This is a genomic window from Bradyrhizobium sp. CCGUVB4N (genome assembly GCF_024199945.1).
Classification (GTDB): Bacteria; Pseudomonadota; Alphaproteobacteria; order Rhizobiales; family Xanthobacteraceae; genus Bradyrhizobium.
In genome coordinates, this window is record NZ_JANADP010000001.1 from 162,817 (window position 1) to 187,883 (window position 25,067).

Here is a 25,067-nt window from a genome sequence, read left to right on the forward strand (position 1 = left end):
GGGTAAGCAAGATCACGCCGCCTTCGCGGCGCTCCCGCCCGGCAAGCCTGCTCGCGCGAGGCCGCCATAGAGCTGCTCGTTCGGCATCTCCTCGCGCAGGATCTTGCGGACCGCGATCAGCCTGTCGAGATCGATGCCGGTCGCAAAGCCCTTGCTCTCGCACAGGAACACGAGGTCTTCGAACACCACGTTGCCGGTCGCGCCGGGCGCGAAGGGGCAGCCGCCGAGACCGCCGAGCGAACCGTCCAGAATACGCGCGCCTTCATCCAGCGCGGCGGATGCATTGGCGATGCCCATGCCGCGGGTGTCGTGGAGGTGGATACAGATCGGCTTTGATCCCGAAAGCTTGACTGCGCCGCGGGTCAGCTCCGCCACCTGCTTCGGCCCGGCGTAACCAACGGTGTCGGCGATCGCGACGAAATCGACGCCGGCCTCGAGGCACTTGTCGACCAGACGCAACACCTCTTTCGGATCGACCGCGCCGGTGATCGAGCAGCCCAGCGCCATCGAGATCGCAGCATTCACTAATGGCTTGTGGGCGCTGGCGTCGCGCATTTCGCAGAGACGCTTCACATTGGCGATCGCGGAGTCGCGCGAACGATGCGCATTGGCTTGGCTGTGCTCCTCCGTCGCCGACACCACCGAGGCGATCTCGCCGACGCCGGATTCGAGAGCTTCATTGACGCCGCGTTCGTTGAGCGCAAGCGCGACACCATGGGCCCCCGGCAGGCTCGCCACCGTCGTGACGACATCGCGGACATCGACGAATTGCGGAAAGGTCTTTGCCGGCAGGAATGAGCCGACCTCGAAATGCCGCACGCCGGCCGCATATTCCTCACGCACCCAGCGTTGCTTGGCCTCGGTGGAGGGAAACTTTTTCACGAGCTGAAGTCCGTCGCGCAGGCCGACCTCGCGCAAGCTGACGCGGTCCGCGGGGTAGATGGTCTCGATCCGGCTCATGTGCGCCTCCCTGCGGCTTTTGACGTGACGTCGTTGTTGTCGATCTCGGCGCGGACCGCCGATGTGTCGGCGCCGAGCGGCGCGACCTTCAGGCCTTCACCGAGATGGTCGCCGTTCCACTCGATCGGCAGCGTCGGCACATGGAACGGCTTGCCGTCGGCGGTGATGTTGGTGACGAGCCCGCCGGGCCGCAGCACATGCGGGTCGGTGAGGAGGTCCTCGGGCCGGTTGATGGGCGAGAAGCAGATGTTGAGCGCGTCGAGCCTCTGCGACAGCTCCGCCACGTCCCGTTGCCGGATGATCTCGGCCACACGCGGAAGGATCCGCGGCCGCGCCAGGATGCGATCGGTCGTGGTGCGCAAGGTGGGATCATCGAGAAACTCGCTCAGGCCGAACTCCCGGCAGAACGCCTGCCAATGGCCCTCGGTGACGACGCCGATGAAGATGCGGCCGTCGCCGGCGGCATCGAAGATGTCGTAGATCGGCCAGGCATGCTCGCGCTCCGGCATCGAGCGCGGCTTGTTGCCGGTCATCTCGTATTCGACCATGTGCTGGGCGACCAGGAACAGGCAGTTCTCGAACAGGCCGATGCGGATGTCGGCGCCGTCGCGTTTTCCCCCGCGCTTCTGATAGAGCGCGGCGAGAATCGCGATCACGCCGAACATGCCGCCCATGATGTCGTTGGCGGAGGAGCCGACCCGCTGCGGCTTCTCCTTGGTGCCGGTCATGGCGGCGAGGCCCGACATCATCTGCACGACTTCGTCGAGCGCGGGGCGATGCTCATAGGGGCCGGACAGAAAACCCTTGTGGCCGGCGATGATCAGATGCGGATGAAGGCGGCGCAATTCCTCGGCACCGAGCCCCTGCTTCTCGAGCTGGCCGTCACGAAAATTCTCCAGGAACACGTCGGCCGTTTCCAGCAGCCGGTGCATGGTGTCGCGATCCCCGGGCTTCTCGAAGTCCAGCACCACACTGCGCTTGCCGCGGTTGAACAGCGGGAAAAATGCCGTGCCCATGCCGCCGAGGGAGCGGGTCTTGTCACCGGCAGGCGGCTCGACCTTGATCACGTCGGCGCCGAGTTGCGCGAGGATCATGCCGCAGGTCGGGCCCATGACCATGTGCGTCATCTCGACGACCCGCACGCCTTCGAGCGGCAATCCGGTCTCAGCCATCCGTCACTCCTGTCCGTTCGGGGTCGAAGACTAGGCCTTCACAAGCCTTCTTAAAAATATAATCTGTCGAAGATTGCCTTCGCACTTATAGAACGCTGGACCATCATGGATTCGCGCCAGCTCCGCTACTTCATCGCCGTCTACGAGCAGCGGAACCTGTCGCGCGCGGCCGACCAGGTGAATGTCGCGCAGTCCGCGCTGAGCCATCATATCTCGAATCTGGAAGCCGAGTTCGCAACGCCGCTGTTCGAGCGCAAGTCGCGCGGCATGGACCCGACCGCGGCCGGCGAGCGGCTCTATGAGCACGCCCGCATCATCCTGCGCGCGATGGCGGAGGCCGAGACCGAAGTGCGCGAGGGCGCCCGCGTCATCGCCGGCGAGATCTCGATCGGCATGGCCAATTCCGGCGTCAAGGCGATCGGCGTCGAGCTGATGCGCACGGTGCTGACCAAATATCCCAAGCTCAAGCTGTCGCTGACCGAGAGCCTGTCGGGCGCGACGCTGATGCACCTGATGATCTCCAATGTCGATCTGGCGCTGGTCTACAACCCGCCGTCGGAGAAGGAGCTGATTACGGAAGCCGTGCTTGAGGAGGAGATGTTCCTGGTCGGCATTCCAAAACTGGTCGGCAAGACCAAAACCCCGATCCGATTTGAGGAACTAAGCCGGCTGCCGCTGATCTTGCTGCGTTACGGCCTCGGCCTGTCCTCGCGTGCACTGCTCGACGACCCCGTGCTGCTCAAGCGGCTGGAAGGCAGCGCCATCCTGCACGCCAATTCGATCACGGGCATGACCGGCGCGCTGGTGGAGGGGCTCGGCTGCACCATCGCGACCAAGCTGTTCGCGCGGGAGGAGCTCGCCGCCGGCCGCCTGGTCGCGCGCGAGGTGATCGCCCCGACACTCACCCGCACGCTCTATCTCTGCCGCCTGCGCAACCGCCCGATGACCTACGCGATGGAGGAGATGCGGCGGTTGATACTGGCGCTGATCGCCGAGCAGGTGCGCGAGGGGGCCTGGCAGGCCGAGCTGGTGGGGTAAGGGGGCGACGGTGCTGCACTCCCTCTCCCGCTTGCGGGAGAGGGCTGGGGTGAGGGTATCTCCTCATCGGGATTGTCCCGTTGCGGAAAGAACCCTCACCCGGCGCTGCGCGCCGACCTCTCCCGCAAGCGGGCGAGGTGACCGAGCGTGCCGACCGACTGTCCTGCCCCATCAGCCTGAGTTCGAAAATCTCGAACGCTTCCATCGATATGTTCTTCTGGATTTCCGGCATCGACCCGCCAACATGGCGCGGTCCGGCAAGGCTTACGAAAAACCACAGAGATGAGCCGCCGGGAACCGCGCGCGATCCGCGCGCCACGGGAGGACTTCATGAGCGTTGTCGGCATCGACACAGGCTTTGAGCTCGGCGCTGCACCATCCGGACCGGACGAGATCTCGCGGCGGCTCGAGGCGATGCCGGCGACGGCGTATGTCTGGCGGCTCGTTATCCTGCTCTCGCTCGGCGGCTGTTTCGAGATCTACGATCTGTTCCTGACCGGCTATATCGCGCCGGGGCTCAGCCGCAGCGGATTGCTCTCCACGACGACAACGGCCTTCTTCGGCTTCTCCGGCATCGGCGCCTTCGTCGCTGCAACCTTCGCCGGCCTGTTCGTCGGCACCTTCTTCCTCGGCTTCCTCGCCGACCGTTTTGGCCGCCGCGCGATCTTCACTTGTGCGCTGCTCGGCTACAGCGCGGCGTCGGTGATCATGGCCTGCCAAACCTCGTCGGAAGGCCTGCTGCTCTGGCGCTTCCTCGCCGGGATCGGCATCGGCGTCGAGGTCATCACCATCGATGCCTACATCACCGAGCTGGTGCCGAGCCGGGTGCGTGGACGCGCCTTTGCGGTGAATCAGTCGATCATGTTCATCGCCGTGCCCGTGGTCGCCTTCCTCGCCTGGTGGCTGGTGCCGCTCGCGCCTTATGGCGTCGAGGGCTGGCGCTGGGTGGTGCTGATCGGCGCCGCCGCCAGCATGATCATCTGGGTGCTCCGGTTGTTCCTGCCGGAGAGCCCGCTCTGGCTGGCGCGCCATGGTCGCACGGACGAAGCTTTTCGCATCCTATCGGCGCTGGAAGCCCGAGGCGGCGCCGCCGCGCCGAGCCCCGCCCCCTCGCTCGCGCGGCCGGCGGCGCAGACGCTCGCACGCATCGGCTTTGCCGACCTGTTCCGCCCGCCTTATGTCTCGCTCGTGGTCCTGTTCATGGTGTTCAACCTCTGCCAGGCCTTCGGCTTCTACGGCTTCGCCAATTGGGTGCCGACGCTGCTGGTGGAAAAGGGCGTCACCGTCACTAAGAGCCTGCAATATTCCTTCATCGTCGCCGTCGCCTATCCGATCGCGCCGCTGCTCGCCGCCAGCTTCGCCGACAAGTTCGAGCGCCGATGGATCATCGCCGGCGCCTGCATCGCCATCATCGTGTTCGGCATGGCGTTCGCGCAATTGACCGAGCCCGGATTGCTGATCGTCTGCGGCGTGCTGCTGACGGCCTGCAACACGACGATGTCCTACGCCTATCACGCCTACCAGACCGAGGTGTTCCCGACCCAGATCCGCGCGCAGGCCTCCGGCCTCGTCTATTCGATGAGCCGGCTGAGCGCGACATTCTCAGGATTCATCGTCGCCTACATGCTGAAGGAGGCCGGCGTCATCGGCGTGTTCGGCCTGATCACCGTGGCCATGCTGATCGTGGTGATCACGATGGCGCTGTTCGGCCCGAACGTGCGCGGCAAGGCGTTGGATACGATGTAGCCGCGGTCCCTCCTCGCGTCATTGCGAGCGCAGCGAAGCAATCCAGAGTCTTTCCGCGGAGACGGCCCCTCACCCTAACCCTCCCCCCGTAAGAACGGGGAGAGGGAAAAGCGAGAGTCTCTACGACCTCACGTCGCCAGCAAATTCTGCAACGCTGCGCCGTTGGGAACACCCAGGCCGGAGCAGGCATCCCAGCCGGGGCCGGCCTTGTACATGCCGTGCAGATCGCCGGTAATGTCGTTGTTGCCGACCGTGATGTCGCGGAACACGCCTTGTGCATGCGAGGCGTAGATCAGCGGGTTGATGAAGCCGACCGTCTTGCCGAACTTCTTGGTCGTGGCCTCGTTGATGCGAGCGATCAGTCCGGCCATTAGCGGCGCCACAGCGCTGGTGCCGCCGATCGTGGTCATGACGCCGTTGAGGAAGATCTGGTAGCCGGTCGCGGGATCGGCATCGCCGGAAACATCGGGCACGCCGCGCCCGACCGAGTGCGACGGCGATTTCGGCACATGCGCGTTGGCCTGGTATTTCGGCTTGGGGAATACGATGCTGACGCCGCCGCCGCCGGCGCCGTCCTGTGGGCCGCCGTTCCAGACCGTTTCGGTGATGGTCCCGTTCGAGGCCCGCAAATTGGTGCCGCCGCAGGCCAGCGCAAACGGGCTCGAGGCCGGGAAATCGGCATGCGGCTTGCCGTCCCATCCCTCGGCCATGTCCGCGGAACCGTTGTCGCCGGAGGCGACACAGACGGTGACGCCCATCGCGGCGGCATCGCGGATCGCCTCGTTGAGGCCGTCGACGAATTGCTGCGAGCCGGTCGGATCTTCCGGTCCGCCCCAGCTGATCGAGATCACCGAGGGTTTTCGCGCGCTGTCGTGGACGGCGGCTTTCACTGCATCGATGAAGCCATTGGTGGTGTTGGGCGCGAAATAGACCACGATCCTGGCGCCGGGTGCGATCGCACCGGCCACCTCGATGTCGAGCACGACCTCGCCATCCGCATCGGAATGGCCCGGCTTGTTGGCGCCGCCGTCGACGCTCGCGGGGACGATCCGCGGCATCGGGATGCCCGCCTTCTTGAAGAAGGTTTTCAGGTCCGAAGTCTTGTAGCCGGCGCCCGTGGGATGGCCCTTGGTGTCGATGTCGTTGAGCTCGATGATGGCGATGCACTGGCCGGCACCGGTCTCACCGCCCGGGAAGTTGTAGAGCTGCGCGATCTGCTCGACCGAGAAGCTGCCGCCCTGGCCCGCGCGCGCGGTCGCGCCCTTCTTCGCGAGCTTGCGCCGGAAATGCGGCTGCGCCACCGGCCGGTTGTCCAGGCCATGCACGCCGACCACGATGCCTTCGAGCTCGGCCGGGATCTGCACATTGCCCTTGCGCATGCGATAGGTCGCGCCGTCGTGCTTGACCTTGTCGAGCTTGACGCCGAAGGCGGCGTTCATCGCCTTCACCGTACCGGTCAGCTTCACCGTGCGCGAAGCCAAGTGCACGCTCTTGACGTTGAGCTCGTGGTGATGCGCGAAATCATCGATCTTGGCGACGTCGGCGGTATCGGCGCCCATCTGTTCGGCGAACTCGGCGCGGGAAAGATACTGCCGCTCGCGCGGCGGTTGCGCGCCGAGCGCCATCACCTGTTCGTCGTCGGAGCGCTTGGCACGCAGGCGAATGCTGATCTCGATTTCCTGCTTGGGATCGGCCGCACCGACGACCTTGGCCCCCTTCGGCAATTTACGGGCGCTGTTCGCCAGCGTGACACGCTTAGTCGAGCTTGCCATGACTTCCTCCGTTTGTGATTGGAAGGCTGATTGTCGCACCTCAACTATAGGTGTAATCTCAGCAGCGAATTGGTTCAGATGATTGAGCGATTTTTTCAAAACTAGCCTTGTTTGGTAGAGTCAATTCTCACTGCCTCAAATCGGCACGGAATCGGTCAATAGTGCGGACCATTCGGCGCCTGCTTTTTCGACCTCAGATTGCAACCATTGGCTGGCCTGGCCGACCAATGAAAGACGCTTGTCGACAACAGATGCTTGTCAAAAACAATTGGCGGAGACCGCGCAATGCCTGCTGACCGCAAATGGGTTGAGAAGAACCTCGGCTTCGATCCGATCACCACACCGCCACCGCGCGGGACCTTCGTGGTCAAGCGCATCGCGGATGCCGCCGTGAAGAAGACCGCGAAGGTCGCGCCCGAGGACTTTCAGCGCGAGATCATCGATTTCGATTCCGAATCGACCGAAGGCCGCGAGTTCATGGCCTTCTCGACCGCGACCGGGCTGTCGCGCTTCACCGATATTCCCTGGCCCAAGGGGCTCGCGCCGCAGACCGGGCCGAAGCCGGGCAATGGCAAGGGCCCGCTGCCGCGCGCCGACGTGCTGGTCGTGACCTGGACAGTCGACGAAGGGCACGCAACCAGCCGCGTGCTGACGCCGGGCAAGGACTCGCACAACGACTACGTCCCCTACACGCACAATTACGCGACCATCTCGAAGAAGATGCGCAACGGCTGCCCGGCCAAGGAGCTGAAACGGCTCGGCGCCTTCTGGACCACGACGATCAACAAGAAGAAGGTCGTCGTCTTCAAGTCAGATTCGCACATGTCGCAGGACGGCCCGCAACTGCCGAACATCGACGTCTGGCGCCAGATCATCACCGAGGTGCAGCCCACGCTCGTGATCACCACGGGCACGGCCGGCGGCATCGGCAAAGAGGTCGAGGTCGGCGACGTCGTCGTCAGCCCGATCGTGCGCTTCGACTGCCTCTCGAAGTTCAAGAAGCAACCGTTTGCGCAGGAGCATTTCTCCAGCAAGCCGGCCAAAACGACGAAATTCGCGACGGCCAAGACACTGTTCAAGGCCAATGCCGGGCAACTGCCGAAGACCAATACAAGACCGCCGAAAATCTTCGTCGTCGCACCGAACGGCCTGTCATCCTCCGTGGTGACCACAGACTTCTTCGGCTTCGACACCTCGGACAATCACTTCAAGCTCCAGGGGCTTGGCGACGTCTCCGAGATGGGCGACGCCATCCTCGGTCTCGTCGCCCAGGAGATGGGCGCCAAGGCGCCGCGCTGGCTCGCGATCCGCAACGTCTCCGACCCGCAGATCAAGGCCGAGGGCACCCTGAAGCAGCAGGAGCAGGTCGCCGCCCAGATCTACAAGGGATTTGGCCGCTGGAGCACGGTCTGCAGCGCCATCGCGTGCTGGGCCAGCATCGTGGCGGAGCCATAGGCCGCGGCGGTCCAAGGGTCAGCCTCCCTTGCCGAAGCGGCCCGGGGTGTCTACCTCTCGCGGGTGGTTTGGTGAGAGGTTCCCATGCTGGATGCCGCCGTGAAGGCGCTGTCGCAAATGATGTCGCCGCCGATGCGCACGATCCTGTGGCGATCGATCGGACTTGCACTGGTGCTGATCGTCGTGCTGGCGATCGGGTTGCAGCGGCTGCTGAGCTGGTTCGCAACCTATGGCGAGGTCTGGCTCGAGGGCCTGCTCGGGCCGAGCTGGCACTCGTCCCTCGAAGTCCTCGCCTGGATCATCTCGATTGCGGCCGGCCTCGGCGTCGTGTTCGGCAGCGTATTCCTGATGCCGGCGATCACCTCGCTGATCGCGAGCTTCTTCGTCGACGACGTCGCCGACGTCGTCGAGCGCGAATATTATCCGGCCGAGCGGCCGGGCACGGCGCTGCCGTTCAACCAGGCCATGCTCGAGGGCATCAAGACGGCGCTGCTGACCCTGCTGGTCTATCTGATCGCACTGCCGCTGGTGTTGTTTGCCGGCGCCGGTTTCCTGATTTTCTTCCTCGCCGCCGCCTGGCTGTTGGGCCGTGAATATTTCGAGCTCGCCGCGATGCGCTTCCGTTCGCCGGAAGATGCCAAGGCGATGCGGCGCGACAATGCCGCGACCATCTTCACCGCGGGCCTTTTCATCGCAGCCTTCGTCTCGATCCCGATCGTCAACCTGGCGACGCCGATCTTCGGCATGGCCTTCATGGTCCACATGCACAAGCGGCTATCGGGACCGCGGCCCGAGCTGATCGAGCCGGCGCGACAGATGCGGTGACGTCGACTACGTCACCGCCACCCCGCACTTTCGCAGCAGCATCTTGGCGAAGCCGAATGGCGCGGGCGTGAACGGGCCCGGCGGCGCGCGGGTGATCAGGGCGATGAAGCCGAGCGCTGATATCGCCAGCCAGAAGCAGAGCCAGAAGCCGTCGATATAGGCCAGCACATTGGCCTCGCGCGCAACGAAGCTTGCGAGCGTGCCGACCGCGCGCGCCGGCGCCGAACCGGCGCCGTGGGCGGCGAAGAGATCGGCAAGCTGCTTCAGCGCGCGCACCACATTGACGTCGCCGACTTCGAGGTTCTGGCCGATATAGAAGGAATGGACCTGCTCGCGGACGCGCAACCAGGTTCCCATCAACGCCACGCCGATCTCGGCGCCGCCGAGCCGCATGACCTGGATGTAGGCGGCAAAGGCAGTGGCGCGGCTCGGATCGGAGTTGGACAGCAGCGTGATGATCAATGGCAGCAAGGTCAGCGACTGCCCGATCGCCTGGAGCAGCACGATGCCGATGAAATCCTCGCGCGCCCACTCATGGGTCAGTTGAGTCCCCCAGAGATTGGCAGCCGCGAAGCAGGCAAATCCGACGACCGCCACGGTGCGCGTATCGAAATGCCGCAGCAGCCAGATCGAGATCGGCACCAGCACGAACATCGGCAACGCGCCATAGGTCAGCAACAAGAGGCCGCTCTGCTCCGGCCTGAGCAGACCGACGTTGCCGAGGAAATTCGGCACCAGCGACGAGTTGGAGAGGCTGGTCAGCGTGTAGAGCAGGATCAGGACCAGGCCCAATCCGATGTTGCGCGAGAACAGCACATCGACATGGGCCCAGGGCTGGCGCACCAGCGATTCATTGACGATGAAACCCGCGAACAGCACCGCGCCGCCGACGAGCAGCGCCATCACCGTCCCGGAGCCCAACCAGTCGAGCCGATTGCCCTGGTCGAGGCCGGCATAAATCATCGAGACCGCGACACCGAGCAGCAGCATGCCGCCCCAATCGGCTTCGCGCAGCAACGCGCGGTTCACAGGCTCGCTCGGCGTGCCGAGATAAACCATCAGGCCCATCAGGGGCGCGATCACCACGCTCTGCCAGTACACCCATTGCCAGCCGAGATGATCGACATAGAAGCCGACCAGCGAACTCGACGTGTCGAAGGCAAAGCCGACGCGGATCGAGTAGAGCGAGATCGCCGGCAGCCACCAGCGCATCGGCAAATTCCGGAATATGATCATCAGCGTCGCCGGCACGAAGGTGCCGAGCAGGAGGCCATGCACGACGCTGAGCGCGATCAGCGTCGGATAATCGTGAACGAGGGGGACGATCAGCGAGATCACGGCATAGATCAAGCTCGGGATGCCGAGCACGCGGCGCAGGCCGAACGCGGTCGCAAGCCACGGCACTGCGGGCGCGATCAGGATCTGCGATCCGATGCCGGCGGTGGAGAGCCACGCACCCTCGTCGAATGAAAGCGAGAACGCACCGCGCAGATCCGGCAAGCCGATTGTGGTCAGGCGGCTGTCGACATTGGTGAGGAACGAGCCGAGCAGCACGGCCGCCACGGCAAACAGCGGCTGAGGCGCGATGCCGCCGCGCGAGACCGGTCCGCGACGGGCGTCGTCATTTTCCGCCATCCGCGCCCTTCGTGTCGATGCTGGTGACAACAGACATGCCCGGCACGAGCCGCGCCAGCAAAGGCTGGTTGTCGTCGAACTGAATGCGGACGGGAATACGCTGCACGACCTTGGTGAAATTGCCGGTCGCATTGTCGGGCGGCAGCAGCGCGACCTGCGCGCCGGTCGCGGGCGCAATACGCTCGACCTTGCCGCGCAGCTTCTCGCGCGAAAAGCTGTCGACGGTGATCTCGACCGGCTGACCCGGCGCGACATGCGTGAGCTGGGTCTCCTTGTAGTTGGCGATCACATAGACCTTCGGCAGCGGCACGACGTTGATCAGGTTGGTGCCGATATTGACGTAATCGCCCGGCTGCACCTGGCGCTCGCCGACGACACCGTCGAACGGCGCCGTGATCTTGGTGTAGCCGAGCTTGAGCTTCGCGCTCGCCAGCGTCGCCTTGGTGGCATCGAGATCGGCGGCGCGCTGCTTCTTGGTGCCTTGCAGGACCTCGAGCTGATGCTGCTGGGCCGCGATCACGGCGCGGCTGGCGCGCACATCGGCTTGCGCCTTGGCCAGGCCCGCAACCGCCTGCTCGAGCCGCTGCCGCGTGCCGGCTTCGGTCTGCGTCAGCGATTGCTGGCGCTCCTGCTCCTGCTTGGCCTCGACCTCCAGCGCTTCCGCCGACAATCGCGCGGCCTCGGCCTGCGCAATGGTCGCGTATTGCAGCTCGATCTGGTTGGCCAGATTGTCGAGCACGGCTTGCGCGGCGGCCACCGCGGCCTCGGACTGCGCGACCTGGGCCTCGTAATCGGCGGGATCGATCTGGATCAGGAGGTCGCCGGCCTTGACGCGCTGGAAGTCGTCCACTGCGACGGTCAGCACTTCGCCGGAGACCCGGCTCGAGAGCCGGGTCAGGTCGGCGCGCACATAGGCATCATTGGTGGTCTGAACCACGGCATTGCCGACCCATTCGTCGAAGCGCAATGTCGCCAGTGCGACGAAGGCGAGCGCGACGATCACGGCAAACATCGGGATCGCGAGCCGGCTCCAGAGCGAGGACGCCGGCCGCTGCGTCGGCTTCGGCGGCGGCGCCGGCGTGGCTGCGGGCGGCGGTGACGAAACTTGTTCCTGCTGACTCAACGACTGCCCCCAAAACCACTTGGCCCGAACGCCATGTTCACACCGTCTTCTCCGGCCACCGGCAGAGATCGTTGATCAGGCAAACCTCGCAGCGCGGCTTGCGCGCGAGGCAAGTATAGCGGCCGTGCAGGATCAGCCAATGATGGGCATGCAGCATGAACTCGGCCGGGATCACCTTTTCGAGACCAAGCTCGACTTCCAGCGGCGTCTTGCCGGGTGCAAGCCCGGTGCGATTGCCGACGCGGAAGACGTGCGTGTCGACCGCCATGGTGTGCTCGCCGAAGGCCATGTTGAGCACGACGTTGGCAGTCTTGCGTCCCGCGCCCGGCAGCGACTCGATCTCGGCCCGTGTGCGCGGCACCTCGCCGCCGAAATCGCTGAGCACCTTGGCTGACAGCGCGATCACGTTCTTGGCCTTGGTACGGTAGAGGCCGATGGTCTTGATGTATTCGCGCAGGCGTTCTTCGCCGAGGTCGAGCATCTTCTGCGGCGTGTCCGCGATCTCGAACAAGGCGCGTGTGGCCTTGTTGACGCCGGCATCGGTCGCCTGTGCCGACAACACCACGGCAACCAGCAGCGTGAACGGATTGACGTGCTCGAGCTCACCCCTCGGCTCGGGATTGGCCTGTTGGAAACGGCTGAAGACTTCGCGAACTTCCGCCGGCGTCCAAGGTTTAATAGAATTGGGTTTGATGCCCTTGAGGGATTTCTTCGCAGGCGCCTTTGGTTTGGCCGTGGCTGCCTTTGCCTTTTTCTTCGGCACCGCCGCTTTGCGCGAGGCCGGCTTGCGGGTGATTTTCGCCATGATCGGGATATACTGAGGGACGATGAGCACAGGCAACGAAATTGAGCGCAAGCCTTCTGAAGATCCGCGCGAACAGCAGATCTTCTCCGCGCTGCTGACGCCGCACCGCTCGCTGAACCGCACCGGTTTCCTCGCCGTGATGCTGTTCCTGAGCGTCGTCAGCTTCGTCACCGGAATAGTCTTCCTGATGAAGGGCGCCTGGCCGGTGCTCGGCTTTTTCGGCCTCGACGTGCTCGTGGTCTGGTGGGCCTTCAAGGTCAATTTCCGCACCGGGCGGGCGCGCGAGGAGATCACGGTCACGACCTCTGAATTGCGCGTGCGCCGCGTCAGCCACCACGGCCAGGTGGCCGAATTCATCTTCAATCCGCTCTGGGTCCGCCTCGACATGGAGGTCGACGAGGATTTTGGCATCGAGCATCTCTACCTGATCTCGCGCGGCCACCAGATCCAGATCGCACGTTTTTTAGGGCCCGATGAAAAAGCGAGTTTTTACAAAGGCTTGATCGAGGCCCTGAACGCCGCCAAGCGTGGCCCGACCTACAACCCGGTGAGCTAGCGCGCAGTCGGAAATCGGGTGGTTTCGCACCCCCGCCGCGCCTACATTTCCGACCATGATGACACTCGCCATACATGACCAGCGCCTGGCCAAGCCGGGCCCCCAGAACGCCGCGCTGCGCGATTACGATTCCGTGCGCCGGGCCATCGCGTTCATCTCGGAGAACTGGCGCGCGCAGCCGACCATCGAGGCGATGGCCGATGCGGCTGGCGTCACGCCGGATGAGCTGCACCATCTGTTCCGCCGCTGGGCCTCGATCACGCCGAAGGCCTTCATGCAGGCGCTCACCCTCGACCATGCCAAGGGACTGTTGCGGGACTCCGCCAGCATTCTCGATGCGGCGCTCGACTCCGGGCTCTCGGGTCCGGGCCGGCTGCACGACCTCTTCGTCACGCACGAGGCGATGTCGCCGGGCGAATGGAAGAACGGCGGCGCCGGCTTGACCTTGCGCTACGGCTTCCATCCCTCGCCATTCGGCACTGCGATCGTGATCGCGACCGATCGCGGCCTCTCGGGTCTCGCCTTCGCCGACCCCGGCGAGGAGAAGGCGTCGCTGGCCGACATGACGCGGCGCTGGCCGAACGCAACTTACATCGAGGATCACGAAGGCACCGCGCCGCTGGCGCAACGCATCTTCGACACGAAACTGTGGCGGCCGGACCAGCCGTTGCGGGTGGTGATGATCGGCACCGATTTCGAGGTGCGAGTGTGGGAAACGCTGTTGAAGATCCCGATGGGACGCGCGGTGTCGTATTCCGACATCGCCTGCAACATCGACAATCCGAAGGCCTCGCGCGCCGTCGGTGCAGCGGTCGGAAAAAACCCCGTCTCCTTCGTCGTGCCGTGTCACCGCGCCCTCGGCAAGAGCGGCACACTCACCGGCTATCACTGGGGCATCACCCGCAAGCAGGCGATGCTGGGCTGGGAGGCCGGGCAGCTGGGGATGCAGTGATCGTCGCGCACGCGACGCGCGATGCCTCCCGCTTGCGGCATCGACCGGTCACGATCGTTCGGGGATGACCGGCAAGACCACGTGCGACGGGCGATCGCGGTCCAGATAGATGCTGTTGCGAGCCACCCGGCGCGAGAGGCCCTTGCCCTCGGATGCGCCGGTGTTCGGGTTGACGTCGAAGTGAGGAAAATTGCTCGACGAGACATCGAGCCGGATACGGTGCCCGCGCTTGAAGAGATTGGCAGTGGGGAAAGCCTCGACCGTCACTGCAACGGGTTCGCCCGGGTGCAGCAGCTCGGGCTTCTCCCAGGAATTGCGATAGCGCAGCCGCAGGATGCCGTCAGTCAGGTTCATGGCGAAGCCCTGCGGATAATCATCAGACGACGGATAGACGTCGATCAGCTTGATCGTGATGTCGGTATCGAGCTGGTCGGACGAAACCCAGAGATGAGCCACGATCGGCCCGGTGATTTCGATGTCGCGATCGAGCACCGGCGTCTCGAAGACCAGCACGTCGGGGCGTGCGGCAAGCGGAAGATAGGGCTCGCGCGAGCCGAAGAAGCGCGGTCCCTCGGTCTGGTCAAACGCCCCGCCAACCATCACGGGAGCGCCCGAAGTCACCGTACCACCGATCGTCGGCACCGGATGCGCCGGATCGAAATCGAAGGTCAGCGGCTCGACTGCTGCCGCAGGCGGTTCCGGCGCCAGACGGCCGTTCTCATGCAGATGGTACGGCGTATTGCGCGCGTCCGGGATAGGCCAGTCCTTTTCGGCGCGCCAGCTTCCGCCGTGGTCGAGCCGGCCTGCAGCATTGCGGCGGCCGGAGCCGCCTCCCATGACGAAAATCCGTACCGCCGGCTCTTCGGCCACACCGTTGGGCTCGCCTTTCAGCCAGGCGTCGAACCAGCGTAATCTCAGGCTCAGATAATCCTGCGCCAGATTGCGGTCGAGTGTGGCGGCCGGCCCGAAATCGACGTCGCCTGCATAGGTCAGCGAGCGGTCGCCGTGTGTCCAGGGGCCAAGGATCAGCCTGACCGGGCCTTTCTTGCGGGCCTTGAGACCTATGTAATTTTCGGACGCCGTGCGCGGATAGGGATCATACCAGGCCGACATGTGCACCATCGGCGCGTCACTGAACTGGTCGTAATAGCCAGCCGCGTGAATGCCGATCTGCTTCCAGTAATCGTCGAAATTGCCGTGTTCCCACTGGTCGTAGACGTAGTTTTCGTATTCAGGAGCGGGCGTCAGCGGAGAATGGCCGCGCTTCCAGGGCATGCGCGCAAACCAGGCCTTCAGGTCGATCGCCTTCATTTCGGCGAGTCGGACTGGATCGTTCTGAACCGCCGGGCTGACCAGTCCGTTGTTGAAGCCCCAGGTCACCTGCTTCAGCTCGAAGGCTCCGCCCTGGCGAATCCCGCCCTGGTAGGAATTGGAGAAGCCGCCGCTGTCGAGAAACATCGCGGCAATGCCTGGCGGGTTGGTGCAGCCGAGCGCGCCCTGGGTATGAGCCGCGTAGGATAGCCCCATGGTGCCGATCTTGCCGTTGCACCACGGCTGAGCCACGATCCATTTGCAGCAATCGTAGCCATCGTTTCCGTCGCTCAGATATTTGACGAACTCGCCCTCGGAATCATAGCGCCCGCGGCAGTCCTGATAGATCACGACATAGCCGGTCCTTGCAAAGAACGCCGCAACCTCGGCACGCGATTTCGGCTTCGGCTCCGCGACGGATATTTCGGATCGACTGACGATATTGCGGCCGTAGGGGGTCCGCTCGAGAATGACAGGAAACGGGCCGGGCAGTGCCTTCCCGTTCAGCGCGGGGCGGTAGACATCGGTGGCAAGCCTGATGCCGTCGCGCATCGGCACCATGATTTTGGCTTCGAGGATCACCTCGTAGGACTGGGCCGCCTTTCCGGCGCCGGCGACCGACATCAAACCAAGGCCAATGCCGAGCTTGGCCGCTTCACGTCGGGAGATTCCGCTCCGTGCCGAACCGTCCATGGAGGCCCGCCCTTTCTGCGCCGCTCCGCACCAGCTCCCGAACGATTACGACGCCAGATCCAGCTTCGACGCCACCGTCGAATCCGCATTGAGCCGATAGATAATCGGCACGCCGGTCGCGAGCTCGCGCTTCAAAATGCCTTCGGGCGACAGCTTCTCCAGCACCATGATCAGCGCGCGCAGCGAGTTGCCGTGGGCGGCGACCAGCGTACGCTTGCCGTTGAGCACGCCGGGCAGGATTTCCTGCACGTAATAGGGCAGCGCGCGCGCCAACGTGTCCTTCAGGCTTTCGCCACCGGGCGGCGGCACGTCGTAGGAGCGGCGCCAGATCAGCACCTGGTCCTCGCCCCACTTCTTGCGCGCGTCGTCCTTGTTGAGGCCGGAGAGATCGCCGTAGTCGCGCTCGTTCAGCGCGAGGTCTTTCGAGGTCGGCAGGCCCTTCTGGCCGAGCTCGCCGAGAATGAGATCGAGCGTGTGCTGCGCGCGCGTGAGCACCGAGGTGTAGGCGACGTCGAACACGAGGCCCTGTGCCTTCAGCTTGCGGCCCGCCTCGGAGGCTTCCTTCACGCCGAGCTCGGTGAGATCAGGGTCCTTCCAGCCGGTGAACAGGTTCTTCAGATTCCATTCGCTCTGGCCGTGCCGCACCAGCACGAGAAGACGTTCGCTCATTGACAGTTTCCGTTGCTTGCTTGGTTCAGATGTCAGCGAGGCCGAGCACATCGGCCATGGAGTAGTGTCCCGGCTTCTTGCCGTGCGCCCACAACGCCGCTTTCAGCGCGCCGTGCGCGAACAGCATGCGGTCCTCGGCGAGATGCGACAGCGTCAGGCGCTCGAACTGGCCGAGGAAGGTCACGCTGTGCTCGCCGGCGACGGTGCCGCCGCGCAACGAGGCAAAGCCGATCGCGCCGGGCTTGCGCGCGCCGGTGATGCCGTCGCGACCGCGTTCCGAATGCTCATCGTCGAGCGGGATGCCGCGACCGGCAGCCGCCGCCTGGCCCAGCATCAGCGCAGTCCCCGAGGGCGCATCAACCTTCATGCGGTGATGGGACTCGACGATCTCGATGTCGAAATTCTCGTCGAGCGCCTTGGCGACGCGCTTGACCACGGCGGCGAGCAGATTGACGCCCAGGCTCATATTGCCCGACTGAACCACGACCGCGCGGTTGGTGACGCTCTTGATCACGGCGTTGTCGGAAGCCGACAGCCCGGTGGTGCCGATGACATGGACGAGCCCGCGCTCGGCGGCGATCGCGACATTGGCGATGGTCGCGGCCGGCACGGTGAAATCCAGAATGCCGTCGGCGTCCTTGGACATCGCCCAGAGATCGGCGGACAGCTTGATGCCGTTTTCGGGCAGGCCCGCGAGCACGCCGGCATCCTTGCCGAGCAACTCCGAGCCCGGCGCCTCCAGGGCGCCTGCGAGCACCGCGCCTTTGCTGTCGGCAATCGCCCGCGTCAGGGCGCGGCCCATCCGGCCACCGGCTCCAGCAACAATCAGGCGCATATCTGACATGGTTTGATCCTCTCAGCGCCGTTGTAGCGGCGGGATGCAGTTCCGGCAACCGAGAGGCCATGGGCGCACGGCGCGCTCCCACCCTCCCCTGGAGGGGGAGGGTCGGCTCACATGGAGCGAAGCGAAATGTGAGACGGGGTGGGGTGACAGTCTCTCCGCGACGCACAGTCCCCGTGTGGAGAGATCACCCCACCCCGCCCGCGCTTCGCGCGATCGACCCTCCCCCTCCAGGGGAGGGTAAAGAAGACCGCGCCTCAGCCGTCCGACGGCTGCGGGCCGTCATAGCCCTCGATGATGATGAGGTCGGCGATCGAGTGCGGCTGGCGCACCTTGATGTTGGCCTGGTATTCCGGGGAATTGTAGCAGGCGATCGCAGTCTGGTAGTCCGGGAATTCGATCACGACGTTGCGGGTGCGGCTTGCACCTTCGACGGTGGTGAACTTGCCGGCGCGGACGACGAAGCGGCCACCCCATTTCTTGAAGATCGGACCATTGGCGACGGCGTAGGGCTTGTAGCCCTCGTCACTGCTCACGTCGACGCGTCCGATCCAGTAGCCTTTTGCCATTGTTCTTCTCCCTGGTTGTTGGTTAGGCAAGAGCCTGTGCAATCTCGACCTGGATGGCCTCTGCGATCGCCTTGGGGTCGGAGGCTTCCACCACCGGCCGCCCGACGACGAGATAATCCGCGCCCGCGACAATCGCACGACCGGGCGTCATGATGCGCTTCTGATCGCCGGTTGCCGAACCCGCCGGGCGAATGCCGGGCGTGACGAGATGCATCTGGTGGCCGACGATCTTGCGCAAGGCTCCGACTTCCTCGGGCGAGGACACGAGCCCGTCGACGCCAAGCACCTGCGCCTGCTGCGCGCGCGCTTCGACCAGCTCTGAGACGCCGAGCCGGTAGCCGGCCGCGTGCAGATCGTCCTCGTTGTAGGAGGTCAGCACCGTGACGGCGAGGATCTTCAGCTGCGAAGAGCCGCGGCCTTCGACGGCGCCCTTCATGGTCTGCGGATAGGCATGCACGGTGAGGAAGGTCGCACCCAACTTGGTGATGCTCTCGACGCCTTGCGTCACGGTGTTGCCGATGTCGTGCAGTTTGAGATCGAGAAAGACCTTCTTGCCCTTGTCGGCAAGCTTGGCGACCAGCGGCAACCCGCCGGCATAGGCGAGGCGATAACCGATCTTGTAGAAGGTGACGCTGTCGCCGAGCCTTGCGATCATCGCCTCCGCGGCATCGACGCTGGGTAAATCGAGCGCAACGATCAGGCGGTCTTTCGGGGCGATTTCGGCTTGCGTCATGTCACCTCACATCATGCGTTGGGAAATGTCGATCAACTGCCGCACCATCTCTTTCATGGCGTCGATATCGCCCTGGTTCTTGAGCCTGTCCATATCGTCATAGGCCTGGTCGGCAAAGGCGAGCGTGAGCTGGCTGGCAATCACATTGGCGTGGCAGGATGTCAGGATCAGCCGCAACGCCTGCAGCGCGCGGGCCGCACCAAGCCGGCTCTGGGAGGCACCGGCAAGCGCGAAGGCGCGGTTGCGGAAGACGTCGCCACGCGCCTCGTGCAGATCCTGCACGCGACTGACCCAATCGATCGCATTCTTGAGCAGCGGCGGCACCGAGGCGTTGTACTCGGGCGAGACGATCAGCACGCCATGATGCGTGCCGATCATGCGCTTGAGATTGATGGCGTGCTTCGGGATGCCCGACTTGGCCTGGAGATCGCCGTCGTAGATCGGCAGCGGAAAATCGGCGAGCGAGATGCGGGTGACGTCGACGCCGGCCTGGGCGAATTCATAGGCGGCGACCGCGGCCAGCTTCGCGTTGTGCGAGCCGGTGCGCAGCGAGCCGGGAATGACCAGGATTTTCGGGGCTGACATCCTCTTCCATACGTTCGGCGAAACGAGCCCGCCGCGCATGAAAGGAAGCCGGCGGAATTAGTCCTTGCGATACACCCAGACGCGGGCCGGCGGAAGGTTCATCCAGATCCGTTCCGAGGCCTCTGTGGACACGCCGGGCAGCGATTTCGGGATCGGCGGCACCACCGCATAGGTGAATTGGACGAAGGGCGCGCCGGGCGAGAGCGCCGTAAAGGCATCGCGGATCAGCCGCAGCCGCGTCAGCATCGGCTTGGTGACCAGCGGCAGGCCGGACACGACGGCGGAGGCGGGCGCGCTCAGCACGTTCCAGAGCGTGTCGCGCAGGCGGTAGGCGTCGCCCTGCACCACCTTGGCCTGCGGATAGCGGTCGCGCAAAAGCGCGCAGAAGCCGGGATTGTATTCGACCAGGACGAGGCGCTTCTGATCAACGCCGCGCTCGACCAGCGCCGAGGTGATGGCGCCGGTGCCGGGCCCGAGCTCGACCACCGGAGCATCCGAATCGACATCGACGTAGTGAGCCATGGTCCGGGCAAGCAGCTTGCCCGACGGCATCACCGCGCCCATGTGGAGGGGCTTTTCGATCCACGATCTGAGAAAGCGCACCTCGTCATCAAGACGAGGCTTCTTCAACGCACGCGCGGACGACGGCAATGGCATGTCTGGACCGGACGGGACGAGACCGCATGATCGCGGCGTGTCAGAAAATGGTCATAAACACGTATAGGCCGAAGGCGGTACGGTCAAGACGGCTCAACTCGCCCGATTACCGAAGAAATCCTTGACCTTGGTGAAGAAACCCTCGGATTCCGGCTGGGTGTTGCCGGAGGAGAGCTTTTCGAACTCGGCCAGCAATTCCTGCTGCTTCTTGGTGAGGTTCTGGGGGGTCTCGACCACGACCTGGACGTACATGTCGCCCATCTGGCGCGAGCGCAGCACCGGCATGCCCTTTGATGCAATGCGGAATCGGCGGGCGGACTGGGTTCCGGCCGGCACCTTCACCTTGGCCTTGCCCTTGTCGATGGTCGGCACCTCGAATTCACCGCCGAGCGCGGCCGTGACCATCGAGATCGGCACGCGGCAATGCAGATCGGCGCCGTCGCGCTGGAAGAACTGGTGCTGGGCCAGCGACAGGAAGATGTAGAGGTCGCCGGGCGGGCCGCCACGGACGCCGGCTTCGCCTTCGCCGGCGAGCCTGATCCTGGTGCCGTCCTCGACGCCTTGCGGAATGTTGACCGACAGCGTCCGCTCGCGGGTGACGCGACCCTGGCCCGAACAGGACGGGCAGGCGTCCTCGATCATCTGGCCGCGGCCCTGGCAGCCGGGGCAGGTGCGCTCGAGGGTGAAGAAGCCCTGCGACTGCCGCACGCGGCCGGCGCCGCCGCAGGTCGAGCAGGTCTTCGGCTTGGTGCCGGCCTTGGCGCCGATGCCCGAGCAGGCCTCGCAGGTGACGGAGACCGGGATCTCGATCTGCGCCGTCTTGCCGCCAAAGGCTTCCTCGAGGGTGATTTCCATGTTGTAGCGCAGGTCTGCGCCACGCTCACGGCCGCCGCGGCCGCGCTGCCCGGCCATGCCGAACAGATCTTCGAAGATGTCGGAGAAGGAAGAGGCGAAGCCCGCGCCGAAACCAGCACCGCCGCCACCGGGACCGCCCTGCTCGAAAGCGGCGTGGCCGAAGCGGTCATAGGCCGCGCGCTTGTCCTTGTCCTTCAGGACCTCGTAGGCCTCGTTGATTTCCTTGAACTTGACCTCGCTGCTGTCGTCCCCGGGATTGCGGTCGGGGTGAAACTTCATCGCAAGCTTGCGGAAGGACGATTTCAGGACCGAATCGTCGGCAGAGCGTTCGACTTCGAGGGTTTCGTAATAGCAGCGCTTGGTGGACATTTCTGACTCGGCCTATCCAATCGCGGTTCAAGTCGGCGCGAAGCAACGTCGCCACGCGACCATATAGGCAGCCTTCCGCGCGATGGCAGAGGGCTGCATGGCAGCGTTGAGCTTAGTGGCTGGGAATTGATTGATCGTAACGGGACCGATCGAAACAGATCCGCCGCCCGTCGCACCCGACACGAAAGCCTCCCCCCTGAGGGGGGAGGCCATTGCAGTGTGTGGGGTCCAAGCCGTCCGCATCATACCCTCTCGGGCTTAAGCGGACTTCTTGTTGTTCTTGTCGTCGTCGACTTCGGTGAATTCCGCGTCGACGACGTCATCCTTGGCCGCATCCCTCTTGGCGTCGGCCTCGGCTTGCTGCGCGTACATGGCCTCGCCGAGCTTCATCGAAGCCTGGGCCAGCGTGTTGGTCTTGGCCTTGATCGCCTCGGCATCGGTGCCCTTCAGCGCTTCCTTGAGGTCGCTGACGGCGTCCTCGATGGCGCGGCGCTCGGTCTCGCCGACCTTCGAACCGTGCTCGGCCAGTGCCTTCTCGGTGGAATGCACCAGCGCGTCGGCGTGGTTCTTGGCATCGACCGCCTCGCGGCGCTGCTTGTCGGCCGCGGCGTTTGCTTCGGCGTCCTTGACCATCTTGTCGATGTCGGCTTCCGACAGGCCGCCCGAGGCCTGAATGCGGATCTGCTGTTCCTTCGCAGTCGCCTTGTCCTTGGCCGAGACGTTGACGATGCCGTTGGCGTCGATGTCGAAGGTCACCTCGATCTGCGGCATGCCGCGCGGAGCCGGCGGAATGCCCATCAGGTCGAACTGGCCGAGCATCTTGTTGTCGGCCGCCATTTCACGCTCGCCCTGGAAGACGCGGATGGTGACCGCGTTCTGATTGTCCTCGGCGGTCGAGAACACCTGGCTCTTCTTGGTCGGGATCGTGGTGTTGCGGTCGATGATGCGGGTGAACACGCCGCCCAGCGTCTCGATGCCCAGCGACAGCGGGGTCACGTCGAGCAGCAGCACGTCCTTGACGTCGCCCTGGAGCACGCCGGCCTGGATCGCGGCACCGATCGCCACGACTTCGTCCGGGTTGACGCCCTTGTGCGGCTCCTTGCCGAACAGCTGCTTCACGACTTCCTGGACCTTCGGCATGCGCGACATGCCGCCGACCAGGACGACTTCGCCGATCTCACCGGCGGTGACGCCGGCGTCCTTCAGCGCCTTGCGGCAGGGCTCGACGGTTTTCTGGACGAGGTCGTCGACCAGCGCTTCGAACTTGGCGCGGGTGAGCTTCATCGTCAGATGCTTCGGACCGGTCTGGTCCGCGGTGATGAAGGGCAGGTTGATCTCGGTCTGCGTCGTCGACGAGAGCTCGATCTTGGCCTTCTCAGCGGCTTCCTTCAGGCGCTGCAACGCGAGCTTGTCATTGCGCAGGTTGATGCCCTGCTCCTTCTGGAACTCGTCGGCCAGATAGCCCACGAGGCGCATGTCGAAGTCTTCGCCGCCGAGGAAGGTGTCGCCGTTGGTCGACTTCACCTCGAACACGCCGTCGCCGATTTCGAGAATGGAAATATCGAACGTGCCGCCGCCGAGGTCGTACACGGCGATCGTGCCGGTCTTGGTCTTGTCCAGACCATAGGCCAGCGCAGCCGCGGTCGGCTCGTTGATGATGCGCAGCACTTCGAGGCCCGCGATCTTGCCGGCGTCCTTGGTCGCCTGGCGCTGGGCGTCGTTGAAGTAGGCGGGAACAGTGATGACCGCCTGGTCGACCTTCTGGCCGAGATGGGCTTCCGCGGTCTCCTTCATCTTCTGCAAGATGAACGCCGAAACCTGCGAGGGCGAGTAGGTCTGGCCGTCGGCCTCGACCCATGCGTCGCCGTTGGAAGCCTTCACGATCTTGTACGGAACGAGCTTCTTGTCCTTCTCGACCATCGGGTCGTCGTAGCGGCGGCCGATGAGGCGCTTCACTGCGAAGAACGTACGCTCTGGATTGGTTACGGCCTGGCGCTTGGCAGGCTGGCCGACGAGGCGCTCACCGTCGTCCGTCACGGCGACGATCGAAGGCGTCGTGCGCATGCCTTCGGAATTCTCGATGACTTTGGCGTTCTTGCCATCCATTACGGCGACGCACGAATTCGTGGTGCCGAGGTCGATCCCAATGACCTTTCCCATGGTCCTGATATCCTTGTTTTTGCGGCAGGTTGGCTGGGCCCAGAAGGCACCCGAACCGAAACCCCCTAAGATCAAACATTCGCGATATTGCGATGGTTGACGCTCATATAGGAGGGGGGGAGGGGCCCGCAAGGACCGAACGCAAGTTTCGGCCGTGAAAACATTGGGTTTTGGAAGATCATATCCGGGCTCAACCGCCCTTGCGGGTGAGGAAATATTAACAGGTTCGGCGATCTGCCGGCCCTGCCGCCGTGGTCGGCCCCGGCCCTGTTACCGGCGCGCCAAACCCGCTACAAGGCCGACCTGCCGGACAGCCTCGCCATGGGGCCGCCTCGCGCGACAAAGCGGCCCAATCGCCGACCATTGAACGGCCTCAATGTGAACCAATCAGAGTGCCCATGAAGCTGACCCGCCCCCTCGCCGCGCTCGCCCTCCTCGTTGCCACGGCACTTCCGGCGCTTGCCGCCGATGCCGTCTACCCGCCCGGCTTGCGCCTCGGCATGGTGCCGCTGGTCGGATTGAACACGGCCAAAACCTTTCCGGGCTTCGAGAACGAGGATGGCAGCGTCAAGGTGCTGGTCACCGAACTGCCGCCGGCGGCTTACGGCGAGGTCGTGAGCGCCTTCACCGCCAATCCGGCCGGCAACAATGGCGTCAAGCCGGACAAGATCGAGACGCCGGCGGGCCTTGCCTATTTCACCACCGAGAGCGGCAAGGCCGGCACGACGCCGGTGAAGCGTTATTCGATGATCGTGCCGGGCACCGGCTTCTCCGGCTACGTCGCGGTGCAGGTCCCCGAAAACGCGTCGAAGATCTACACCGATGAGGCGGTACGCCAGATGTTTGCGACCGCCACCACCCGCAAGGAAGTGTCGGCTGACGAGCAGATCGGGCTGATGCCGTTCAAGATCACCGATCTCGCCGGCTTCAAGGACGTCCGCACGCTGGTGCCGGGCTCGAGCCTGATCCTGGCCGACGGCAACGAAGCCTCGGGCTATGAATCGAAGCCCTTCATCATCCTCGGCCTGATCGGCGCCACCCCGCAGCAGGCTGACGACCGCGCCCGCTTCGCCCAGGAAGCCGCGCTCCAGATTCCCGGCGTACGCGAGTCCCGCGTCACCATGTCCGAGCCGATCCGCATCAACGGCCAGCCGGGCTTTGAGACCCGGATCGACGGCGTCAGCGGCAAGGACAAGACCCCGGTGACGGTGGTGCAGTGGATCCGCTTCGGCGGCGGCACCTCGCTGCGCATCATCGCCAGCGCGCCGCGCGACCAGTGGTCGGACGCCTTCACCCGCTTCCGCGCCGTGCGCGACGGCATCCAGCCGAAGGGCTAGCACGGCTCGTCCAGCACCCTCGGTGTCGTCCCGGCGAAGGCCGGGACCCTAACCACAGGGAGAGGTTGTTGGGCGAACTGGTAACTCCGAGTCGTCGCATAACTATTGCTGCGGCGTATGGGTCCCGGCCTTCGCCGGGACGACGGCGATGTTGGGGCTGGCAGCTCAACCGCTAGCCAAAGCCGGCTGCATTTTCGGGCTTTTGTTCGTACACGAACGGAATTAGGCTTCCCTCCATTGGATCAACCT

22 protein-coding genes are annotated in these 25,067 nt (G+C 64.6%); 7 read left to right on the forward strand and 15 right to left on the reverse strand.

Features of this window, described 5'->3' with window-relative positions:
- Positions 1 to 12 precede the first annotated feature (12 nt).
- On the reverse strand, positions 13 to 960 hold the full coding sequence (locus NLM31_RS00735; protein ID WP_254191176.1) for a hydroxymethylglutaryl-CoA lyase: 948 nt from the start codon (positions 958 to 960) through the stop codon (positions 13 to 15).
- On the reverse strand, positions 957 to 2,132 hold the full coding sequence (locus tag NLM31_RS00740; RefSeq protein ID WP_254191177.1) for a CoA transferase: 1,176 nt from the start codon (positions 2,130 to 2,132) through the stop codon (positions 957 to 959). The genes NLM31_RS00735 and NLM31_RS00740 overlap by 4 nt, the downstream gene beginning before the upstream one ends.
- 105 nt (positions 2,133 to 2,237) lie before the next feature.
- Between NLM31_RS00740 and NLM31_RS00745 the strand changes: the two genes are divergently transcribed.
- Positions 2,238 to 3,170 (forward strand): LysR family transcriptional regulator, encoded by a 933-nt coding sequence (locus NLM31_RS00745; protein ID WP_254191178.1) that lies wholly within the window; start codon positions 2,238 to 2,240, stop codon positions 3,168 to 3,170.
- Positions 3,171 to 3,500: 330 nt separating this feature from the next.
- Positions 3,501 to 4,916 (forward strand): MFS transporter, encoded by a 1,416-nt coding sequence (locus NLM31_RS00750; protein ID WP_254191179.1) that lies wholly within the window; start codon positions 3,501 to 3,503, stop codon positions 4,914 to 4,916.
- A gap of 128 nt (positions 4,917 to 5,044) precedes the next feature.
- Here the strand turns inward: NLM31_RS00750 and NLM31_RS00755 are convergent, their stop codons facing one another.
- On the reverse strand, positions 5,045 to 6,688 hold the full coding sequence (locus tag NLM31_RS00755; protein WP_254191180.1) for a protease pro-enzyme activation domain-containing protein: 1,644 nt from the start codon (positions 6,686 to 6,688) through the stop codon (positions 5,045 to 5,047).
- 285 nt (positions 6,689 to 6,973) lie between these two features.
- On the opposite strand from NLM31_RS00755, the gene NLM31_RS00760 reads away from it, so the two are divergent.
- Together NLM31_RS00760 and NLM31_RS00765 are read left to right on the forward strand one after the other, a co-directional pair.
- Complete coding sequence (locus tag NLM31_RS00760) at positions 6,974 to 8,143, forward strand: hypothetical protein (RefSeq protein ID WP_254191181.1); 1,170 nt, start codon at positions 6,974 to 6,976, stop codon at positions 8,141 to 8,143.
- Positions 8,144 to 8,227: 84 nt separating this feature from the next.
- Positions 8,228 to 8,968: a sulfate transporter family protein gene (locus NLM31_RS00765; protein WP_254191182.1), complete on the forward strand. Its 741-nt coding sequence runs from the start codon at positions 8,228 to 8,230 to the stop codon at positions 8,966 to 8,968.
- 6 nt (positions 8,969 to 8,974) lie between these two features.
- Here the strand turns inward: NLM31_RS00765 and NLM31_RS00770 are convergent, their stop codons facing one another.
- From NLM31_RS00770 to nth, 3 genes are read right to left on the reverse strand one after another with little or no spacing between them, the layout of a single operon-like run.
- Positions 8,975 to 10,603 carry an MFS transporter gene (locus NLM31_RS00770; protein ID WP_254191183.1) on the reverse strand — a complete coding sequence of 543 codons (1,629 nt, stop codon included), beginning with the start codon at positions 10,601 to 10,603 and terminating at the stop codon, positions 8,975 to 8,977.
- On the reverse strand, positions 10,590 to 11,726 hold the full coding sequence (locus NLM31_RS00775; protein ID WP_254191184.1) for an HlyD family secretion protein: 1,137 nt from the start codon (positions 11,724 to 11,726) through the stop codon (positions 10,590 to 10,592). The genes NLM31_RS00770 and NLM31_RS00775 overlap by 14 nt, the downstream gene beginning before the upstream one ends.
- 37 nt (positions 11,727 to 11,763) lie before the next feature.
- The gene (nth, locus tag NLM31_RS00780) at positions 11,764 to 12,531 is read right to left on the reverse strand and encodes an endonuclease III (RefSeq protein ID WP_254127336.1); all 768 of its coding nucleotides are present in this window, start codon (positions 12,529 to 12,531) and stop codon (positions 11,764 to 11,766) included.
- 22 nt (positions 12,532 to 12,553) lie between these two features.
- On the opposite strand from nth, the gene NLM31_RS00785 reads away from it, so the two are divergent.
- Together NLM31_RS00785 and NLM31_RS00790 are read left to right on the forward strand one after the other, a co-directional pair.
- Positions 12,554 to 13,087 carry a DUF2244 domain-containing protein gene (locus NLM31_RS00785; RefSeq protein ID WP_254191185.1) on the forward strand — a complete coding sequence of 178 codons (534 nt, stop codon included), beginning with the start codon at positions 12,554 to 12,556 and terminating at the stop codon, positions 13,085 to 13,087.
- A gap of 55 nt (positions 13,088 to 13,142) precedes the next feature.
- A complete protein-coding gene (locus NLM31_RS00790; protein ID WP_254127338.1) occupies positions 13,143 to 14,039 on the forward strand; it encodes a bifunctional helix-turn-helix domain-containing protein/methylated-DNA--[protein]-cysteine S-methyltransferase in 897 nt (298 codons plus the stop codon).
- A gap of 48 nt (positions 14,040 to 14,087) precedes the next feature.
- Here the strand turns inward: NLM31_RS00790 and NLM31_RS00795 are convergent, their stop codons facing one another.
- The 9 genes from NLM31_RS00795 to dnaK form a co-directional block, all read right to left on the reverse strand.
- Positions 14,088 to 16,043 (reverse strand): CocE/NonD family hydrolase, encoded by a 1,956-nt coding sequence (locus NLM31_RS00795; RefSeq protein WP_254191186.1) that lies wholly within the window; start codon positions 16,041 to 16,043, stop codon positions 14,088 to 14,090.
- 45 nt (positions 16,044 to 16,088) lie between these two features.
- A complete protein-coding gene (locus NLM31_RS00800) occupies positions 16,089 to 16,712 on the reverse strand; it encodes a 2,3-bisphosphoglycerate-dependent phosphoglycerate mutase (protein WP_148777218.1) in 624 nt (207 codons plus the stop codon).
- A 25-nt stretch (positions 16,713 to 16,737) separates the two neighbouring features.
- A complete protein-coding gene (gene dapB, locus NLM31_RS00805; RefSeq protein ID WP_254127341.1) occupies positions 16,738 to 17,556 on the reverse strand; it encodes a 4-hydroxy-tetrahydrodipicolinate reductase in 819 nt (272 codons plus the stop codon).
- Positions 17,557 to 17,810: 254 nt separating this feature from the next.
- Positions 17,811 to 18,122, reverse strand: a complete 312-nt coding sequence (locus tag NLM31_RS00810) for a DUF1330 domain-containing protein (RefSeq protein WP_212301930.1) — start codon at positions 18,120 to 18,122, stop codon at positions 17,811 to 17,813.
- A 22-nt stretch (positions 18,123 to 18,144) separates the two neighbouring features.
- Positions 18,145 to 18,855, reverse strand: coding sequence for an orotidine-5'-phosphate decarboxylase (gene pyrF, locus NLM31_RS00815; RefSeq protein WP_254127342.1), 711 nt, complete (start codon positions 18,853 to 18,855; stop codon positions 18,145 to 18,147).
- A gap of 6 nt (positions 18,856 to 18,861) precedes the next feature.
- Positions 18,862 to 19,440 carry an NADPH-dependent FMN reductase gene (locus tag NLM31_RS00820; RefSeq protein WP_254127343.1) on the reverse strand — a complete coding sequence of 193 codons (579 nt, stop codon included), beginning with the start codon at positions 19,438 to 19,440 and terminating at the stop codon, positions 18,862 to 18,864.
- A gap of 57 nt (positions 19,441 to 19,497) precedes the next feature.
- The gene (locus NLM31_RS00825) at positions 19,498 to 20,097 is read right to left on the reverse strand and encodes a class I SAM-dependent methyltransferase (RefSeq protein WP_254191187.1); all 600 of its coding nucleotides are present in this window, start codon (positions 20,095 to 20,097) and stop codon (positions 19,498 to 19,500) included.
- A gap of 93 nt (positions 20,098 to 20,190) precedes the next feature.
- Positions 20,191 to 21,321, reverse strand: a complete 1,131-nt coding sequence (dnaJ, locus tag NLM31_RS00830; RefSeq protein ID WP_254127345.1) for a molecular chaperone DnaJ — start codon at positions 21,319 to 21,321, stop codon at positions 20,191 to 20,193.
- 258 nt (positions 21,322 to 21,579) lie between these two features.
- Positions 21,580 to 23,481: a molecular chaperone DnaK gene (gene dnaK / locus NLM31_RS00835; protein ID WP_254127346.1), complete on the reverse strand. Its 1,902-nt coding sequence runs from the start codon at positions 23,479 to 23,481 to the stop codon at positions 21,580 to 21,582.
- Positions 23,482 to 23,879: 398 nt separating this feature from the next.
- On the opposite strand from dnaK, the gene NLM31_RS00840 reads away from it, so the two are divergent.
- On the forward strand, positions 23,880 to 24,818 hold the full coding sequence (locus NLM31_RS00840) for a hypothetical protein (RefSeq protein WP_254191188.1): 939 nt from the start codon (positions 23,880 to 23,882) through the stop codon (positions 24,816 to 24,818).
- The last annotated feature ends 249 nt before the right edge of the window (positions 24,819 to 25,067 follow it).

What these genes read in the sequence shown, in the direction of transcription:
- NLM31_RS00735 (WP_254191176.1), bottom strand. Translation starts at nt 960, where the DNA reads ATGAGCCGGATCGAGACCATCTACCCCGCGGACCGCGTCAGCTTGCGC.
- NLM31_RS00740 (WP_254191177.1), bottom strand. Translation starts at nt 2,132, where the DNA reads ATGGCTGAGACCGGATTGCCGCTCGAAGGCGTGCGGGTCGTCGAGATG.
- NLM31_RS00745 (WP_254191178.1), top strand. Translation starts at nt 2,238, where the DNA reads ATGGATTCGCGCCAGCTCCGCTACTTCATCGCCGTCTACGAGCAGCGG.
- NLM31_RS00750 (WP_254191179.1), top strand. Translation starts at nt 3,501, where the DNA reads ATGAGCGTTGTCGGCATCGACACAGGCTTTGAGCTCGGCGCTGCACCA.
- NLM31_RS00755 (WP_254191180.1), bottom strand. Translation starts at nt 6,688, where the DNA reads ATGGCAAGCTCGACTAAGCGTGTCACGCTGGCGAACAGCGCCCGTAAA.
- NLM31_RS00760 (WP_254191181.1), top strand. Translation starts at nt 6,974, where the DNA reads ATGCCTGCTGACCGCAAATGGGTTGAGAAGAACCTCGGCTTCGATCCG.
- NLM31_RS00765 (WP_254191182.1), top strand. Translation starts at nt 8,228, where the DNA reads ATGCTGGATGCCGCCGTGAAGGCGCTGTCGCAAATGATGTCGCCGCCG.
- NLM31_RS00770 (WP_254191183.1), bottom strand. Translation starts at nt 10,603, where the DNA reads ATGGCGGAAAATGACGACGCCCGTCGCGGACCGGTCTCGCGCGGCGGC.
- nth (WP_254127336.1), bottom strand. Translation starts at nt 12,531, where the DNA reads ATGGCGAAAATCACCCGCAAGCCGGCCTCGCGCAAAGCGGCGGTGCCG.
- NLM31_RS00785 (WP_254191185.1), top strand. Translation starts at nt 12,554, where the DNA reads ATGAGCACAGGCAACGAAATTGAGCGCAAGCCTTCTGAAGATCCGCGC.
- NLM31_RS00790 (WP_254127338.1), top strand. Translation starts at nt 13,143, where the DNA reads ATGATGACACTCGCCATACATGACCAGCGCCTGGCCAAGCCGGGCCCC.
- NLM31_RS00795 (WP_254191186.1), bottom strand. Translation starts at nt 16,043, where the DNA reads ATGGACGGTTCGGCACGGAGCGGAATCTCCCGACGTGAAGCGGCCAAG.
- NLM31_RS00800 (WP_148777218.1), bottom strand. Translation starts at nt 16,712, where the DNA reads ATGAGCGAACGTCTTCTCGTGCTGGTGCGGCACGGCCAGAGCGAATGG.
- dapB (WP_254127341.1), bottom strand. Translation starts at nt 17,556, where the DNA reads ATGTCAGATATGCGCCTGATTGTTGCTGGAGCCGGTGGCCGGATGGGC.
- NLM31_RS00810 (WP_212301930.1), bottom strand. Translation starts at nt 18,122, where the DNA reads ATGGCAAAAGGCTACTGGATCGGACGCGTCGACGTGAGCAGTGACGAG.
- pyrF (WP_254127342.1), bottom strand. Translation starts at nt 18,855, where the DNA reads ATGACGCAAGCCGAAATCGCCCCGAAAGACCGCCTGATCGTTGCGCTC.
- NLM31_RS00820 (WP_254127343.1), bottom strand. Translation starts at nt 19,440, where the DNA reads ATGTCAGCCCCGAAAATCCTGGTCATTCCCGGCTCGCTGCGCACCGGC.
- NLM31_RS00825 (WP_254191187.1), bottom strand. Translation starts at nt 20,097, where the DNA reads ATGCCATTGCCGTCGTCCGCGCGTGCGTTGAAGAAGCCTCGTCTTGAT.
- dnaJ (WP_254127345.1), bottom strand. Translation starts at nt 21,321, where the DNA reads ATGTCCACCAAGCGCTGCTATTACGAAACCCTCGAAGTCGAACGCTCT.
- dnaK (WP_254127346.1), bottom strand. Translation starts at nt 23,481, where the DNA reads ATGGGAAAGGTCATTGGGATCGACCTCGGCACCACGAATTCGTGCGTC.
- NLM31_RS00840 (WP_254191188.1), top strand. Translation starts at nt 23,880, where the DNA reads ATGAAGCTGACCCGCCCCCTCGCCGCGCTCGCCCTCCTCGTTGCCACG.